The sequence below is a fragment of the Terrabacter sp. 05T424 genome, assembly GCF_056396225.1.
Genome location: NZ_JBFTLB010000001.1, coordinates 856,983 through 874,102 on the forward strand (window position 1 = coordinate 856,983; position 17,120 = coordinate 874,102).

General features: G+C 71.5%; 12 protein-coding genes. 10 read left to right on the top strand and 2 right to left on the bottom strand.

The window, feature by feature from the left end; genetic code table 11:
- Window positions 1-3: 3 nt before the first annotated feature.
- Window positions 4-1,233: a hypothetical protein gene (locus AC1DE0_RS03995; protein WP_478097335.1), complete on the bottom strand. Its 1,230-nt coding sequence runs from the start codon at window positions 1,231-1,233 to the stop codon at window positions 4-6.
- A gap of 244 nt (window positions 1,234-1,477) precedes the next feature.
- Between AC1DE0_RS03995 and smc the strand changes: the two genes are divergently transcribed.
- From smc to AC1DE0_RS04030, 7 genes are all read left to right on the top strand, one after another.
- Complete coding sequence (smc, locus tag AC1DE0_RS04000; RefSeq protein ID WP_478097337.1) at window positions 1,478-5,056, top strand: chromosome segregation protein SMC; 3,579 nt, start codon at window positions 1,478-1,480, stop codon at window positions 5,054-5,056.
- Between the two features lie 161 nt (window positions 5,057-5,217).
- Window positions 5,218-5,403: a hypothetical protein gene (locus AC1DE0_RS04005; RefSeq protein ID WP_478097339.1), complete on the top strand. Its 186-nt coding sequence runs from the start codon at window positions 5,218-5,220 to the stop codon at window positions 5,401-5,403.
- A gap of 119 nt (window positions 5,404-5,522) precedes the next feature.
- Window positions 5,523-7,100: a glycosyltransferase family 39 protein gene (locus AC1DE0_RS04010; RefSeq protein WP_478097341.1), complete on the top strand. Its 1,578-nt coding sequence runs from the start codon at window positions 5,523-5,525 to the stop codon at window positions 7,098-7,100.
- 7 nt (window positions 7,101-7,107) lie between these two features.
- Window positions 7,108-8,328 (top strand): signal recognition particle-docking protein FtsY, encoded by a 1,221-nt coding sequence (ftsY, locus tag AC1DE0_RS04015; protein ID WP_478097343.1) that lies wholly within the window; start codon window positions 7,108-7,110, stop codon window positions 8,326-8,328.
- Between the two features lie 201 nt (window positions 8,329-8,529).
- Window positions 8,530-9,948, top strand: coding sequence for an ammonium transporter (locus tag AC1DE0_RS04020; RefSeq protein WP_478097345.1), 1,419 nt, complete (start codon window positions 8,530-8,532; stop codon window positions 9,946-9,948).
- Window positions 9,945-10,283, top strand: a complete 339-nt coding sequence (locus tag AC1DE0_RS04025) for a P-II family nitrogen regulator (protein WP_386050044.1) — start codon at window positions 9,945-9,947, stop codon at window positions 10,281-10,283. Before AC1DE0_RS04020 ends, AC1DE0_RS04025 begins: the two co-directional genes overlap by 4 nt.
- A 94-nt stretch (window positions 10,284-10,377) precedes the next feature.
- Complete coding sequence (locus AC1DE0_RS04030; RefSeq protein WP_478097348.1) at window positions 10,378-12,741, top strand: [protein-PII] uridylyltransferase; 2,364 nt, start codon at window positions 10,378-10,380, stop codon at window positions 12,739-12,741.
- Window positions 12,742-12,815: 74 nt separating this feature from the next.
- On the opposite strand, the gene AC1DE0_RS04035 is transcribed toward AC1DE0_RS04030, so the two are convergent.
- On the bottom strand, window positions 12,816-13,217 hold the full coding sequence (locus AC1DE0_RS04035; RefSeq protein WP_478097351.1) for an NUDIX hydrolase: 402 nt from the start codon (window positions 13,215-13,217) through the stop codon (window positions 12,816-12,818).
- A gap of 232 nt (window positions 13,218-13,449) precedes the next feature.
- Here AC1DE0_RS04035 and ffh point away from each other — a divergent pair, with 232 nt between their 5' ends.
- From ffh to AC1DE0_RS04050, 3 genes are all read left to right on the top strand, one after another.
- Window positions 13,450-15,084 carry a signal recognition particle protein gene (gene ffh, locus AC1DE0_RS04040; protein ID WP_478097353.1) on the top strand — a complete coding sequence of 545 codons (1,635 nt, stop codon included), beginning with the start codon at window positions 13,450-13,452 and terminating at the stop codon, window positions 15,082-15,084.
- A gap of 135 nt (window positions 15,085-15,219) precedes the next feature.
- Complete coding sequence (locus AC1DE0_RS04045) at window positions 15,220-16,194, top strand: S1C family serine protease (RefSeq protein WP_478097356.1); 975 nt, start codon at window positions 15,220-15,222, stop codon at window positions 16,192-16,194.
- Between the two features lie 64 nt (window positions 16,195-16,258).
- A complete protein-coding gene (locus AC1DE0_RS04050; protein WP_478097358.1) occupies window positions 16,259-17,116 on the top strand; it encodes an alpha/beta fold hydrolase in 858 nt (285 codons plus the stop codon).
- Window positions 17,117-17,120 lie beyond the last annotated feature (4 nt).

Here is a 17,120-nt window from a genome sequence, read left to right on the forward strand (position 1 = left end):
AGCCTAGTAGTAGCCGGGATCGCCCGGCTGCATGACATGCATGAGGTAGACGACGCCCGTGGCCACATACGTTGCGGCTACGACGTAGACGAGCGCCTTCGCCCATCCAGGCAGCAGCGTGTGGTGGCGGATCCACAGGATCGCGGCCGAGATGTAGAGCACGTAGGCGGCCACGTGGCCGCCCCAGCTCCAGTTGCCGTGGGTCAGCAGCTCGCCCGTCGCCGTGTACTCGGCAAGGACGGCGAACTGGGCCGCTGCCACACCCGTGACGAGCCAGGCCGTCAACAGGAAGGGGTAGCGGCGGGATGGTCCCCAGAGCAGCAGGGTCACCAGGGCGGGCAGCAGAAAGGACTCGAGCAGAACGACCGGTATCCCCCCGGGCACGGAGGCAGTCAGGAGCGACCACGTGGCCAGAGGCCTGACGCCGTTGGTGTAGGGGACGCCGCCGTCCTGGTAGGCGAGGACGTACTGCCCGGCCAGCAGGACGGCAGCGGGAAGAGCCAGGACCAGGAACCTCCCCAGGATGGGGAGCGCCGCGGCCCAGACGCCGGTCCTTCGCCGGAGGCGGAGGACCAGCACGGCAGTGAACAGGGCCAGGCCGGGCAGGAGCGCCAACAGGAAGTTGGGTTTGAGGAGGCCGTCGACCACGATCAACGACGGCCCGAGCACCCAGTAGGCCCGTCGCGGGGCTTCCGCTGTCAGGAATGCGACCGCGAAGAAGAAGAGGAGCACGCTCACGGGGATGAGGACGATGGTCGTCGAGTTGTGCCAGATCGTTCCGGTGAGCCGACCGAGATAGAGCTGCGGCGACAGCGTGAGGTTGACGGGAACGCTCACCATGAGGAATGCAGTCACCGCAAGGCTTGGCCACAGCGACCTGGTCATCCACCAGGTGATGGTCAACGTGATGGCCGCCTTTGCCGCCATCGCGCTTGCCAGGATGGTCTCGGATGCGACCCGGACCGCCCCGGGACTGGTGGACCCACCTGCCACCCAGGACAGAAGGTTGTAGTAGATCGTGTAGCCGGCGGCACGATGACTCTCGCCGGTGACCACCTGGTTGTGCAGATGGATGTCCCCGCGTTCCATGTCGTTCAGCTGAACGAAAACGACGTGTGACGCGACATAGGTGACCACGGCGGTGATCACGACGACCAGCAGGACCATGCGCAGATCCGCTGCGTTGGGCCAGGGCACGGATCGGGTTTGCGCGCTGCGCCTGTCGACGATCAAGTGCCTGGACACCCGTGCATTGTCATCGCTCGTCCCCTGTGCGCGAAATCGCCGCTCCGCCGCGCGAGGTATCGGAGAGGAGGGCGAGTTCCGCTGCCCGGACGTCCGCCTCCAGCGACACGGGATGGCGAGCCGAGACCAACCCGCCGCGTCTACCGCGCTGCTCGCCTCCCCGGCGTCGGGCTCGGCGACTAGTACGCTGACCGGGATCGTCGCCGAAGGACACCGAAGGAACCCCACGTCCGTGTACGTCAAGAGCCTCACCCTGAAGGGCTTCAAGTCCTTCGCCTCGGCGACCCACATGCGCCTCGAGCCCGGCATCACGTGCATCGTCGGCCCCAACGGCTCCGGCAAGAGCAACGTCGTCGACGCGCTCGCCTGGGTGATGGGGGAGCAGGGCGCCAAGTCGCTGCGCGGCGGCAAGATGGAGGACGTCATCTTCGCCGGCACCTCCGGTCGGGCCCCGCTGGGCCGCGCCGAGGTCGCGCTCACCATCGACAACACCGACGGTGCGCTGCCGATCGACTACACCGAGGTGACGATCTCCCGCACGATGTTCCGCAACGGCGGGTCCGAGTACGCCATCAACGGCACTCCCTGCCGGCTGCTCGACGTGCAGGAGCTGCTCTCCGACAGCGGCATCGGCCGCGAGATGCACGTCATCGTCGGCCAGGGCCAGCTCGACACGGTGCTGCGCGCGACCCCTGAGGAGCGCCGTGGCTTCATCGAGGAGGCCGCGGGTGTGCTCAAGCACCGCAAGCGCAAGGAGCGCGCCCTCCGCAAGCTCGAGTCGATGGAGGCCAACCTCACCCGCGTGCACGACCTGACCGGTGAGATCCGTCGTCAGCTCGGCCCGCTCGGGCGCCAGGCCGAGACCGCCCGCAAGGCTGCCGTGATCCAGACCGACGCCCGTGACGCCCGGCTACGGCTGCTCGCCGACGACCTCGTCCAGCTCACGTCGACGCTCGAGCAGGAGGTCGCCGACGAGTCGGCCCTCATCGAGCGTCGCGCCGAGGTCGAGGAGGCCATCGCTGAGCTCGGCACGCGCCTGGGCTCCCTCGAGGAGGCCGCCGAGGCGGCCCGGCCCGCGCTCGTGCAGGCCCAGGACGAGTACGTCGCCCTCGGCCGCCTCGTCGAGCGGATGGCCTCGACCCGCTCCCTCGCAGCCGAGCGCGTACGCCTGCTCAGCGAGGACGACGAGCCCGAGGAGTCGGGCCAGAGCCGCGACCCCGAGCAGCTTCGCGCCCAGGCGGCCGAGGTGCGTGAGCAGGAGCTCTACCTGCTCGAGGAGATCGCCGAGGCGCAGGCGGCCCTCGAGGACGCCGTCGCCAAACGTGCCGACGCCGAACGAGGACACGCGGAGGAGACCACCCGGCTACAGCGCGAGGCTCGCGCTGCCGCCGACCGCCGTGAGGGGCTCGCCAAGCTCGGTGGCCAGGTCGGCGCCAAGGCGTCGCGCATCGAGGCCCGCGAGGCCGAGCTGGGCCGCCTGCGCGGCACCATCGAGGCTGCCCAGGCCCGCGCGGCCGAGGCCGAGCGCGAGTTCTCGCGTCTCGAGGCCGGCGTGGCCCAGGACGAAGAGGGCGAGGAAGACCTCGACACCGCCTACGAGGAGGCCGCGGCGCGCCTCGAGGCTGCCGAGGCCGAGCTGGCCCGCTGGAAGGAATCCGAGGCCGCCGCCGAGCGGGCGCGCACCACCGCCGCCGCTCGCGTCGAGGCACTCGGGCTCAGCCTCAGCCGCAAGGACGGCGCGGCCGCCCTGCTCGCCGCCGCCGACGACGGTCACGAGATCCTCGGCTCCGTCGCCTCTCTCGTCACCGTCGAGGCAGGCCTCGAGAACGCCGTCGCCGCGGCCCTCGGCTGGGCTGCCGAGGCGCTCGCGGTCGGCTCACTGGACGCTGCCGCTGCCGCGATCGAGGCTCTCCGCGACGGCGACCACGGCCGTGCCAGCCTGCTCGTCGCCGAGTCCGCCGATGCGCTCGACCACACGGGTTGGCCGACCCTCCCCGGCGGTTGCCGTTGGGCCCGCGACGTCGTGGAGTGCCCAGCCTCGGTGCGACCGGCCCTGGACCAGGTGCTCGAGCGGGTCGCTCTCGTGCCCGACGGCGCCACTGCTCGCGCGCTCGTCCGCACGCACACGGGGGTCACCGCGGTGACCCGGGTGGGCGACGTCTACGCGCCGGGCGCCGTCCGCGGCGGGAGCAACACCGCACCGAGCCTCATCGAGCTGCAGGCCGCGCTCGACGACGCCCAGGATGCCATGGCACGCGCCACGCGCGAGGGCGAGGAGGCGCGCTTCCGCGTGGCCGGCGCCGAGGCGAGCCGGGCCGAGCTGGCCGACGCCGTCGAAGGCGCGCTGGAGCGGCTCAACGAGAGCGACGCCCGCATGGCGGCGATCGCCGAGAAGCTGGGCTCCCTGGGGCAGACGCTGCGTGCGGCTCGTGCCGAGGTCGAGCGCACCGAGAAGGCGATCGCCGACGCCACCGCGGCGCTCGAGGCCGACCAGTCCGAGCACGCCGAGCTCACCGAGCGGCTCGAGGCGGCGAGCGGCGAGGGCGACTTCGCCGACGAGCCCTCAACCGAGGAACGCGACCGTCTCGAGACCGTGGCCCGCGAGTCGCGTGCGGCCGAGACGGAGCTGCGGCTCGCCCTGCGCACCCGCGAGGAGCGCGCCCGCGCCCTCAAGGACCGCGCCGACGCGCTCGAGCGCGGCGCCCTGCACGAGGAGCAGGCCCGCGAGCGCCTGGCCGAGAAGCGCGCCCGCCGCCAGCGTGAGGCGGCCATCGCCGGCGCCGTGCGCACGGCCGCCGATTGGGCCCACGGACTGCTCGCCGAGTCGGCCGACGAGTCCGGCCGCGCCCGCGCCGCGGGCGAGGCCGAGCGCACCGAACGCGACGCCGAGCTCGCGGTGGTCCGGCGCGACATCGGCGTGCTGCAGGCCGAGCTGCGCGAGCTCACCGACACCGTGCACCGCGACGAGGTGGCCCGCACGCAGCAGCGCCTGCGCATCGAGCAGCTCGAGACCAAGGCGATCGAGGAGCTCGGCATCGCGCCGTCCGACCTCGTCGAGGAGTTCGGGCCGCACCAGCTCGTGCCGTTCGTGCCCGACCCTGACGCAGACCCCGACGCGGCACAGCCCGAGCCCATCCCGTTCGTGCGTGAGGCGCAGGAGAAGCGTCTGCGACAGGCCGAGCGCAAGCTGAACGCCCTCGGTCGCATCAATCCCCTTGCGCTGGAGGAGTTCTCGGCCCTCGAGGAGCGCCACAAGTTCCTCACCGAGCAGCTCGAGGACCTCAAGAGCTCCAAGCGCGACCTGCTCGACATCGTCAAGGAGGTCGACGAGCGCGTCGAGCGGGTGTTCGCCGAGGCGTTCGAGGACACCGCCGTGCAGTTCGAACGCGTCTTCCAGCGGCTCTTCCCCGGTGGTGAGGGGCGCCTCGTCCTCACCGACCCGTCCAACATGCTCACGACCGGCCTCGAGGTCGAGGCTCGGCCGCCGGGCAAGAAGATCAAGCGGCTCTCGCTGCTCTCGGGCGGCGAGCGGTCGCTCGTGGCCGTGGCGCTGCTCGTGTCGATCTTCAAGGCGCGCCCCTCGCCCTTCTACATCATGGACGAGGTCGAGGCCGCGCTCGACGACGCCAACCTCGGGCGCCTCATCACGCTCTTCGAGGAGCTGCGCGACAGCTCCCAGCTCATCGTCATCACGCACCAGAAGAAGACGATGGAGATCGCCGACGCCCTCTACGGGGTCAGCATGCGCGGCGACGGTGTGACGACGGTCGTCTCACAGCGGCTGCGCGACGTCGCCGACCAGCCCGCCTGAGCCCGGCTGAGCGTGGCACGCCCGGCTTAGCCCGGCGGCATACGGCACGGCACCCTAGCAACGGAGTGAGGTGCCGCTCCTGGGCGACCGCTCCTTGGGGTTGCCAAATCTTCACACTGTGCTATTTGCGTCACACGCGTCTCATGCGTCACTCTTGTCACATGCTCTTCCTGGTCATCTCGATGCTCGTCGTCACCGTGCTCGCCGTGGCCGTCGTCGGGATCGTCGCCGTGCCGGCGCACCGCGGTGGTCGGGACGTGCTCACCGCCAAGGGCGAGGCGATCGCCGACGACGCGCGTCGGCGAGCCACTGGGGTGGTTCGCCGCACCGACGCCCGTATGCCGTAGCAGCGGGTCGCGTCCGCATGTCCGTCCAGCGGGAAGCCCAGGCCCCGCCCTGCTCGGGGAGTTAGCCTGCGCCCGTACGAACGGTGGGACGCAGTGCTGGAGGGACGATGAGAGCCGCGGTGACGACGCGGAGCGCCCGGATGGGGATCCTGGCCAGTCGGGTGACGGGAGGGGCGCTGCTCGGGCTGGTCCTGCTGACCATCACGGTGCCGAGGTTCACCGCGATCCCCTACGACCGGCTCGGTGCCATCGGGTCCTTCGTCGGCCTGCTCGTCCTGGCCCTCGTGGTCGGACGCCGGGGGCCCACCCTCTCCGACGCGCTGGCCCGACGCCTGGCCCTTCCCGTCGCGGCAGCGTGCACAGCGGTGGCAGCCTTCGTCGGCTACGCCAGCTACTACGTCACGACGTGGGACTCGAAGCTCATCCAGAACGTCGTGACCCAACCCCGCGACGCCATCACGTCCGCACAGGTCGCCTACCTGTCGCGTTACCCCAACAATGACGTGCTGCTCGCTCTCGCGCGCCAGGCGCAGCGGCTCGGTGAGGCCCTCGGCATCGGGTACGGCACGGCGTTCCTCGTCATCCAGGTCGTCTGCTTTGCGATCGCGCTGCTGGGCGTCTACCGGCTGACGGTGCTCATGGCCGACCGCGTGGCGGGCCTCATGGCCATCGTGCTCCTCACGGCGCTGGTCGGCCTGAGCCCCTGGATGGCCGTCCCCTACACCGACATACCGTCCATGTGGACGACGGTGTGGGCGGTGTACTGCTTCGTGAGGTCCCACGGGTCGGACCGGCGGGCCCCGTCTGCGGCGTGGGCTGCGGCCGGGGGAGCCGTCCTGGCACTGGGCTATGCCCTCAAGGTCACGCCGGTGGCCGTCCTGGTCGCCGGCGCCCTGTGGTTCGTGGCGCTGCCTGCCGTCCGCAGCATGCGCGGCTCGGGGCGTAGATCCGGACTGCAGCTCGTCGGCATCGCCGTCGGGCTCCTCGCATTCCAGCTCGTGTCGGGTCCTGTCGTGAAAGGGCTCGCCGAGCCTCCGCCGAGCACGCCCGGGGTGGCCGCGTCGTCCTGGCACTACGTCGCGTCGGGCCTGCGCACGCAGGTCGGCCCCAACGGCAACCTCGTCTTCGGCGGCTATGACCGGCCCGTCAACTCCGCGACCTTCGGCCGACCCACCGACGTCCAGACGCGCATCTCGCAGAGGTTCATCCGCGACGACCTGCAGAGGCGCGGCGTGGGCGGTTCCCTGCTCTTCGAGGTGAACAAGCTCGACTTCACCTGGGGTGACGGGATGTTCTGGGCCTACGGAGAGGGCACGGACCTCTCGCGACGGCCGATCCACGACGGCCAGCCCTTCGAGCTCGTGCAGTCCTGGAACTCGCCCGACGGACAGCTCCTCGGCGCGCGGGTCGCCCTGACCCAGGGCCTCTGGTGGCTGGTGCTGACGCTCGTCGGCGTGGGATGGCTACGTGGCCGGGTCACGGCGCACTCGCTGCTCCTGCTGGCCTCGCTCGTCGGCGTCGCCGCCTTCACGCTGCTCTTCCAGGGCCGCTCTCGCTACCTGATCGCCTACCTGCCCCTGGTGGTCGTGGCAGCCACGTGGTGGTGGAGGGACTTCTGGTCGCAGCACGGCGGGCTCGTCAGGCCGGCCGGGGGAGCGGGGCGTTCGCGTACGCCGGAGCACCCTCCCGTCGGCTGATGGTTGGATGGCTGACGTGGACACTGTCTTGATCTTCGTCATCATCGGCGTCGTCATCCTCGCGGGTGCGATCGCCTACGGCGTCAACCTCGTGCGGGGCCGCGGCCGCCCCGTCGAGCGCGAGGCGCCCCCGTCGGCGCCGGGGCTGCCTGCCGAGGACCTCGACCGCAGGCCACCCACCGACGCGACCGACACCGTCGCGCCACCCGAGGCGGCAGGTGCGCCGGCCCCGGCCCCCGAGGCGCCTGCGCCGGAGGCCCCGCCCACACCGACCGCACCTCCCGAGCCGACCATCGAGCGCCCCGAGTCGGCGCGCGGACGTCTCCAGCGCCTCCGCGCCCGTCTCGCCCGGTCCAACTCCTCCATCGGACAGGGCCTGCTGGCCCTGCTCTCGCGCGGCAAGCTCGACGAGGAGACCTGGGAGGAGGTCGAGGACACCCTCATCGGCTCCGACCTCGGTGTCGAGGCGACGACACAGCTCGTCGACTCGCTGCGCACCAAGGTCAAGGTCGACGGCACCACCGACGAGGCCACCGTTCGCGGCTGGCTCCGCGACGACCTGCTCGCGCTCGTCCAGCCCGACATGGACCGCCGCATCGCCAGCAGCCGCGTCGGTGACCGACCCGCCGTGATCCTCGTCGTCGGCGTCAACGGCACCGGCAAGACGACGACCGTGGGCAAGCTCGCGCGCGTGCTCGTCGCCGAGGACCGTGAGGTGCTGCTCGGGGCCGCCGACACCTTCCGTGCCGCAGCTGCCGACCAGCTCGAGACGTGGGGCGCCCGAGTCGGGGTCGCCACCGTGCGGTCCGACAAGGACGGCGCCGACCCCGCCGCCGTCGCCTTCGACGCCGTCAAGGCCGGCATCGAGGAGGAGGTCGACGTCGTCATCATCGACACGGCCGGACGCCTCCACAACAAGGTCGGCCTCATGGACGAGCTCGGCAAGGTCAAGCGCGTCATCGAGAAGCAGAGCGAGATCGACGAGGTGCTCCTCGTCCTCGACGCGACCACGGGCCAGAACGGACTTCAGCAGGCCAAGGTCTTCTCCGAGGCCGTCGACGTCACCGGCATCGTGCTCACCAAGCTCGACGGCACCGCCAAGGGCGGCATCGTCGTCGCCGTCCAGCGCCAGCTCGGGGTCCCGGTCAAGCTCGTCGGCCTGGGCGAGGGGCCCGACGACCTCGCACCCTTCGACCCCGAGGCCTTCGTCGACGCCATCGTCATGTGACCGCGGCGTCCTTCACCCCCTTGTGCCGCCGGCCCGGCCGGGCGGCATACGTGCTCGGGTGCTCCACCACCTGGGAGGCGCGTTCCACGATGTGGACGCCGCTGTGGGGGGAAACCAGCCGCTAACACCGCTCCGTTCTTGTTGACACGGCTGTAACAAACGGAGCGCGCCGGTGAAACGGCCCGTCCCCAGACTCTCCGCATGACACCAGCACTGATGCCCTTCGCGGCAGAACCACCAGTGATCAACGAGGCCGCGACCGCATTCATGCTCATCGCGTCCTCGATGGTCCTCCTGATGACGCCCGGGCTCGCCCTCTTCTACGGCGGCATGACCCGGAGCAAGTCCGTCCTCAACATGATGATGATGTCGTTCGGCGCCCTGGCCGTCGTCGGCATCGTCTACGTGCTGTGGGGCTACTCGATGTCGTTCGGCAACCTCCAGGACGGCGGCACCGACATCGCCGGCATCTTCGCGAACCCGTTCCACCTGTTCGGCCTCAGCCAGCTGACCGGCGAGGACGGGGCGGCGCGACTCATCGACCCGTTCGGGGTCGGGGTGTTCATCCCCGAGTACATCTACGCGGGCTTCCAGCTGACCTTCGCGGTCATCACCGTCGCGCTCATCAGCGGCGCCATCGCCGACCGCGTCAAGTTCGGCACCTGGATCACCTTCGCCGTCATCTGGGTCACCGTCGTCTACTTCCCGATCGCCCACATGGTGTGGGGCGGCGGCCTGCTCTCCGGTGCTTCGGGCGGCCTCTCGGCCAAGCTCTTCGGCGTCACCGACAAGGGGCTCGCGAACTTCCTTCCGATCGACTTCGCCGGTGGCACGGTCGTGCACATCAACGCCGGTGCCGCCGGCCTGGCCCTCGCGCTCGTCGTCGGCAAGCGACTCGGCTTCGGCAAGGTCGCGATGCGTCCGCACAACCTCCCGCTCGTCATGATCGGCGCCGGTCTGCTGTGGTTCGGCTGGTTCGGCTTCAACGCCGGCTCGGAGCTCGCCGCCGACGGTCTCGCCTCCTCCGTGTGGCTCAACACGACCGTCGCCACCTGCGCCGCCGCCATCGGCTGGCTCGTCGTGGAGAAGTTCCGTGACGGCCACGCGACCTCGCTCGGCGCCGCGTCCGGTGTCGTCGCCGGCCTCGTCGCGATCACCCCCGCCTGTGGCGCCCTGTCGCCCGTCGGCTCGATCATCCTCGGTGTCGTCGCCGGTGGCCTCTCGGCCCTCGCCGTCGGCCTCAAGTACAAGCTCGGCTACGACGACTCGCTCGACGTCGTCGGGGTCCACCTCGTCGCCGGCCTCTGGGGCACCGTGGGTGCCGGCCTGCTCGCCACCTCGACCGGCCTGTTCTACGGTGGCGGCTGGCAGCAGACCGTCCTGCAGATCCTCATCGCGCTCATCTCGCTCGTCCTCTCGTTCGCCCTGACCTACGTCATCGCGATCGCCCTCAAGGTCACCATTGGCTGGAGGATCAGCGACGACGCCGAGTCGGAGGGCATCGACCAGGCAGTCCACGCCGAGTCCGGGTACGAGATCGGTGGCTTCCCCGCCTCAGGCGGCCGCACCACCCGTCCGGCCATCAGCACCGCTTCGCAGGTCGAAGGAGCCAACGCATGAAGCTCATCACCGCCATCATCAAGCCCCACCAGCTCGACGAGGTGAAGGAGGCCCTCGAGGCCTTCGGGGTGGCCGGCATGACCATCAGCGAGGCCAGCGGCTACGGCCGCCAGCGCGGCCACAGCGAGGTCTACCGCGGCGCCGAGTACACCGTCGACTTCGTGCCGAAGGTGCGCCTCGAGGTCCTGGTCGACGACGTCGACTCGGCCGACGTCCTCGAGGTCATCCTCAAGGCGGCCCAGACCGGTCGCATCGGTGACGGCAAGATCTGGTCCGTCCCGGTCGACGAGGTGGTCCGGGTCCGCACCGGCGAGCGTGGCGTCGACGCCCTCTGAGGCGTCGGGGCCGCCGCCGCCCGCGGGCGAGCCGCAGTGGCACCAGCACGAAACGACACGTACACGCGCAACTCGAGGGACGGCGAGACCTGACATGACGGATGTGACCACCCGACGTCTGGACCTCGCCGGCACCCGCACCTTCGCGACGCCCGGCGCCGGCCAGACCCGGCGCCGGGCGCTCGCCGAGTTCGGCCTCGGCTGGCTCCAGGAGCTGTGGCGTGAGGCGTGTGCCGGCCGGCGGCACGAGGGCGTGGCCCTCGCCGCCGTCGGCTCGCTCGCCCGCGGCGACGGTGGGCCGCTCAGCGACTACGACCTCGTCCTCGTGCACCACCCGCGGGGGCTCTCGGGCAAGGAGGTCGGCGCCTTCGCCGACAAGCTCTGGTACCCGATCTGGGACGCCGGGGTCCGCCTCGACCACAGCGTCCGCACGGTGGCCGACTGCCGAGCCGTCGCCTCGGAGGACCTCTCCGCGGCGGTCGGGCTGCTCGACCTGACCCACGTCGCCGGCGACGCCGACGTCGTCAACGCCGCCCGATCGACGGTCGCCCACGACTGGCGCGCCAACGCCCGCACCCGGCTCGGCGAGATGCAGGAGTCGGTCATCCAGCGGCACGCCCGCCAGGGCGACCTCGCCCACCTCATCGAGCCCGACCTCAAGGAGGCCCACGGTGGCCTGCGCGACATGTCGGTGCTGCGTGCGCTGACGGCCGCCTGGCTCACCGACCGGCCGCACGGCGAGGTCGACGAGGCGTACGAGCGCATCCTCGACGTGCGCGACGCGATCCACGTCGTCACCGGACGCGGACGAGACCGACTGACCCGCGACGACCAGGACGCGTGTGCCGCCCTGCTCGGCTACACCGACGCCGACGACCTGCTCACCGACCTGTCGACGTCCGCGCGCACCATCGCGTATGCCGTCGACGGCACCCTGCGCCGAGCCATGCAGTCCCAGCGCGCCAGGACGCTGCGCGTCGGGCCACGCCGGCCGCAGCTGGCGCCGCTCGGCTACGGCCTCTACCGGCACGACGGCGAGGCGGTGCTCGGGCCGTCCGCCGACCTGGCGTCCGACCCGATCATCCCGCTGCGTGCCGCTGTGGTCGCGGCCCGGAGCGGCATCCCGTTGTCACCGACCACGCTGAAGAACCTTGCGGCACAAGCGCCCTCGATGCCAGAGCCGTGGCCGGAGGTGGCCCGCAACCTCTTCGCCGACCTCCTCGCCGCCGGCCCGGGGCTCGTCACGGTGTGGGAGGGGCTCGACCTCGCCGGTGTCGTCGAGCGCTGGATCCCCGAGTGGAAGGCGGTCCGCAGCCGGCCCCAGCGCAACGCGGTGCACCGTCACACGGTCGACCGGCACCTCATCGAGACGGTCGTCGCGGCGAGCGGCATGGTGCGCGACGTCTCCCGCCCGGACCTGCTCATGCTCGCCGCGGTGCTCCACGACATCGGCAAGGTGCCCGGCTCGCAGGACCACTCCGCGACCGGGGCCGAGCTGGCCGACACGGTGCTGCAGCGGATCGGCGTCGGCGAGGCGGACCGCCACACCGTCGTGCGCCTGGTTCGCGAGCACCTGACCCTCGTCGACCTGGCGACCCGCCGCGACCCCGAGGACCCGGCGACCATCGCCGCGCTCTCGGACGCCGTCGACGGGTCCGCCAGCACGCTCGACCTCCTTCGCGCCCTCACCGAGGCGGACGCGTCAGCAGCCGGACCGAAGGCCTGGAGCGACTGGCGAGCCGGGCTCGTCCAGCGGCTCTACGCGGCCTGCCGGACGGCTCTCACCGCCCAGCCAGAGACGGAGGGACCTCTCGTCGTGGAACCGATCGAGACCCTGGCGCTCTCCGACGACGCGCTCGACCGCATCGCGTCCGGGGAGCCCTACGTGACAGTGACCTCGCTCGGCGGGGCACACCGCATCGACATCATCGACCGCGACCGCGCCGGCCTCTTCGCCGACACCGCGGGGCTGCTCGCCGCCCAGGGGTTCGTGGTGCGATCGGCCATCGTGCGCACCGTCGACGGCCTGGCGGTCAACGAGTGGTGGGTGGACTCCCCGGGCAGCGAGACCCCGCTGCCGGCCGTCATCTCTCGCGACCTGACCCGCGTCGCGAGCGGTGACCGGTCACCGCTCGGCAAGCTCCAGCGGCGTCGGTCGGCCGTGCTGCGCAGTCCCGGCTCGGGGTCGGTCGACTCCACGCGCGCCATGGTCATCAGCAGCGCCTCCGACACCGCGACCGTCATCGAGGTGCGGGCGACCGACCGCACCGGCCTGCTCCAGGACATCGGCATCACGCTGGCCCGGGCCTCGCTGTCGGTGCGTTCCGCGCACATCGCCACGTATGCCGGCCAGACGCTCGACACGTTCTACGTGACCGAGTTCGGCGGTGGGCAGCTCGCGCCGGCACGCGCTGCACAGGCCGTGGCGATGATCATCGACACCTGCGACGCCACCTGACCCGACCTCGGGTCGATGTATCTCGCGGTCGCCGGCGACCGCGAGATACATCGAACGGAGCGGGAAGAGGCGGGTCAGTCGATGAGGTCGGCGTCGCGCAGGTGGTCGAGGACGAGCCGGTCGACGGCGGAGACGCGGTCTCCGTCGGTCGAGCCCACCCAGGTGATCTCGTCGATCTCGCGGGAGGGGGCGAAAGCGCCGGCGTGAGTCGCCGTGTAGCAGGTCAGGCGCACCACGAGGCCGTCGGTGCGGGCGTCGGCAAGGGCCTCGAAGGTGCCGACGTATGCCGCCGTGCCCGGGTCGAGGGCCACCGTGAGCTCCTCGTCGAGCTCGCGCACCAGCGTCTCGAGGTCGCTCTCGCCGGGCTCGCGCTTGCCGCCGGGCAGGTAGAACCGTTCACGGCCGGCGTTGCGGGCCACGAGCAGGCGCCGCTGCTCGAGGTGGATCCAGGCGATCTTGTCGATGAGGTCTGCCACCTGCCCAAGGTAACGCCGCGGTGCGCGACCGCGGCGGGCGGCATAGCTCCTCGGGCACGGCGTGCGTCACTGTTCCACGGGGGGCAACAGTGACGTACGCGGTCGGTGTAGTCACCTGGCGAGCGATGCCTTCCGGCGGCTACGTCACTGTTCCACGGGGCGCAACAGTGACGTACGCGGTCTGGGAGGGCGTCGGCTCGGACCTGTGCGCGGGAGCGGATAGCCTTGCCGGGTGTTTGCATCCCTGTCTGACCGCCTGACCGCGACGTTCAAGAACCTCCGCGGCAAGGGCCGGCTCTCGGAGTCCGACGTCAACTCGACGATCCGCGACATCCGCCTCGCCCTGCTCGACGCCGACGTGGCCCTGCCCGTCGTCAAGCGGTTCACCGGCAGCGTGCGCGAGCGTGCGCTCGGCGCCGAGGTCAGCCAGGCGCTCAACCCGGCCCAGCAGGTCGTCAAGATCGTGCAGGACGAGCTCGTCGGGATCCTCGGCGGGCAGACGCGCACGATCCGCTTCGCGAAGCAGCCCCCGACCGTCATCATGCTGGCCGGTCTGCAGGGCTCCGGAAAGACGACCTTCGCCGGCAAGCTCGGCAAGTGGCTCAAGGACCAGGGCCACACGCCGCTCCTCGTCGCGGCCGACCTCCAGCGCCCCAACGCCGTGACCCAGCTCGAGGTCGTCGGCGAGCGCGCTGGCATCCCGGTCTTCGCGCCCGAGCGCGGCAACATGGGCGGCCACGACGCCGTGCTCGACTCGGGCGAGGGCACGCGCTCCTTCGGTGACCCGGTGTCGGTCTCGCGGATGGGCATCGAGCAGGCCCGCGCCAAGCAGTACGACGTCGTCATCGTCGACACGGCCGGCCGCCTCGCCGTCGACGCGAACCTCATGCAGCAGGCCGCCGACATCCGCACGGCGATCTCGCCCGACGAGGTGCTCTTCGTCATCGACGCGATGATCGGCCAGGCCGCCGTCGAGACGGCCCAGGCGTTCCACGACGGCGTCGCCTTCACCGGTGTCGTGCTGTCCAAGCTCGACGGCGACGCGCGCGGTGGTGCGGCCCTGTCGGTCACCGAGATCACGGGCGAGCCGATCATGTTCGCGTCGGTCGGTGAGAAGGTCACCGACTTCGAGGTCTTCCACCCCGACCGCATGGCCAGCCGGATCCTCGACATGGGCGACGTGCTCACGCTCATCGAGCAGGCCGAGAAGGCGTTCGACAAGCGCGAGGCCGACGAGATGGCCCGCAAGTTCCTCGCCGAGGAGGACTTCACCTTCGAGGACTTCCTCTCGCAGATGAACGCCATCAAGAAGATGGGCTCGCTCAAGTCGATGCTCAAGATGATGCCGGGCATGCAGGGCATGCGCGACCAGCTCGACGCCTTCGACGACCGCGAGTTCGACCGCGTCGAGGCGATGGTCCGCTCGATGACGCCGTTCGAGCGCACCCACCCCAAGCAGATCAACGGCTCGCGCCGATCGCGCATCGCCAAGGGTTCCGGGGTCACGGTCACCGAGGTCAACCAGCTGCTCGAGCGCTTCGGCCAGGCCCAGAAGATGATGAAGTCGATGGCGCGTGGCGGCGGTGGCGGCCTCCCGGGCATGCCGGGGATCCCCGGCACGGGCAAGCGCGGCAAGCAGGCGCCGCAGCGCAAGAAGAGCAAGAGCGGCAACCCGGCCAAGCGGGCGGCCGAGGAGCGCGCGGCAGCCGAGAAGGCCGCCGCCGGCCGTGTGTCGTCCGCGGCGAGTGCATTCGGCGCTCCCGGCGCGAACGGGCAGGGCGCCGGCTCCGACGACGCGGACCCGATGGCCGGCTTCGACCCCGCCAACCTGCCCAAGGGCTTCGAGAAGTTCCTCGGCAAGGGCTGACGTCGGACCTGATGTCAGAGCACCGGCTGTTCGCCTCCGGCGAACCCCGTGGTCCGAGGGAATGCCGTGGCCGCCGCTCTCGCTGACAGGAACACGACCGCGCAGGTCGCGTAGCCGTTGACGCGGGGAGGAGCAATGCCTCCGTTCGAGATGCCACCGGCCCCGGAGCCGGGCGACGACGAGGTTCTCGACGCCTACTCGCGCACCGTGAGCACGGTGGCGAGCCGGCTGGCACCCGTCGTGGCCAGCCTGCGCGTCAGCAGGCCGGCCCGCAGCGGCACGGTCGAGGGCGGCGGTTCCGCCGTGGTGCTGACCGAGGAGGGCCTGCTGCTGACGAACGCCCACGTCGTGGAAGGTGTCGGACGCGGCACGGCGCACTTCGCGGACGGCACCTCTGTGCGCGTGCACGTCGTCGGTGCAGACCCGCTGTCGGACCTCGCCGTCGTCCGCGCCGAGAGCACGCTCCCGCCCCCGCCGGAGTACGGCGACGCCGACCGTCTGGCTGTCGGGCACGTCGTCGTCGCCATCGGCAACCCGCTCGGGCTCGAGGGCAGCGTGACGGCAGGGGTCGTCAGCGCCCTCGGGCGGTCGCTGCCGACGAGGTCGGGAGTGGCGTCGCGTCTCGTGGAGGACGTCATCCAGACCGACGCCGCATTAAACCCGGGCAACTCCGGTGGTGCGCTCGCCGACTCCCGTGCCAGGGTCGTCGGGATCAACACGGCGGTCGCCGGGGTCGGGCTCGGGCTCGCGGTGCCGGTCAACACCACGACCCGGCGGATCATCGAGGCGCTCGTCGAGGACGGGCACGTCCGCCGCGCCTACCTGGGACTCGTCACCGCTCCGGTGCCCGTGTCAGACGAGCTCGCTGCTCGCCTGGGGCGGCGCACCGCACTGCGGATCGCCCACGTCGTACCGGACAGCCCCGCAGACCGGGCCGGTCTCATGCGTGGTGATGTCGTGGTGGCCGCGGACGGCAGACCTCCCTTCGACGCGCAGTCGCTGCAGCGCATCCTGCTCGACGAGGCCATCGACCGCTCGATGGAGATCACCGTGCTGCGGGGCCTCGCCCTGGTGGACGTCGTGGCGGTTCCCCGCCTGCTGCGCGGCTGAGGTCCGAGCGACGGCGCGTCCTGACGGCGGTGCCGGGACGCGCGTGACGGCATACGCTCGGGGCGTGGTCACGACTGACGGCCGGTCTCGGGTGCGGCTGCCCGACGGCCGCCGGCTCGATGTGTGGCAGGGCGGTGATCCGGCCGGCCACCCGGTCCTCTTCTTCCACGGCACGCCCGGCGGACGCCTCCAGGCCGCCCTCGGCGACGGTGCCGCCCGACGCGCGAGGGTGCGGCTCGTCGCGTTCTCCCGGCCCGGCTACGGCGGCACCACCGACGCACCCACGACCCTCACGTCCGTGGCCCGCGACGCCGGCCACCTCATGGCTGACCTCGGCGGCGCGGCGTTCGCGGTGCTCGGGGTGTCCGGGGGAGGGCCGTACGCCATCGCGACGGCAGCGACGCACCCCCACCTCGTGAGCGCGGTCGGCATCGTCGCCGGCATCGGTCCCGTGCTCGCGCTCGACCCCGGGGTCGCCGACGAGCCGGCCGTCCGCACGGCGCTCGCCGGCGACCTGGAGCGGGCTGTGGCGCTGCAGGACGCGGCCGCGACCCGCTCCGTGGAGGCGCCCGGCACGCCGTCAGACGACCGACACGGTCAGCGCTTCGGCGGGTTCGTCTCGCCCGAGGTGCTGGAGCCCTGGACGGCGACCGGTCGCCCCGGCGTCCCGTCCTACCGCGGGGCATCGCGTGACGCGCTCGCGTTCACCGCCGGCTGGGACGTCGAGACCTCGGACGTGCGCGCACCCGTGACGCTCTGGTATGGCGACCACGACCGGGTCGTCGGCCTCGAGCACGGCCAGTGGCTGCACGCGCACCTGCCGACATCTCGCCTGGTCGTCCACGAGGGAGCCGGCCACCACGCGACGCTCATGGCGCACTGGGCGGACATCCTCACGGACCTCACCCGTCCCGCCGGTTAGGGTC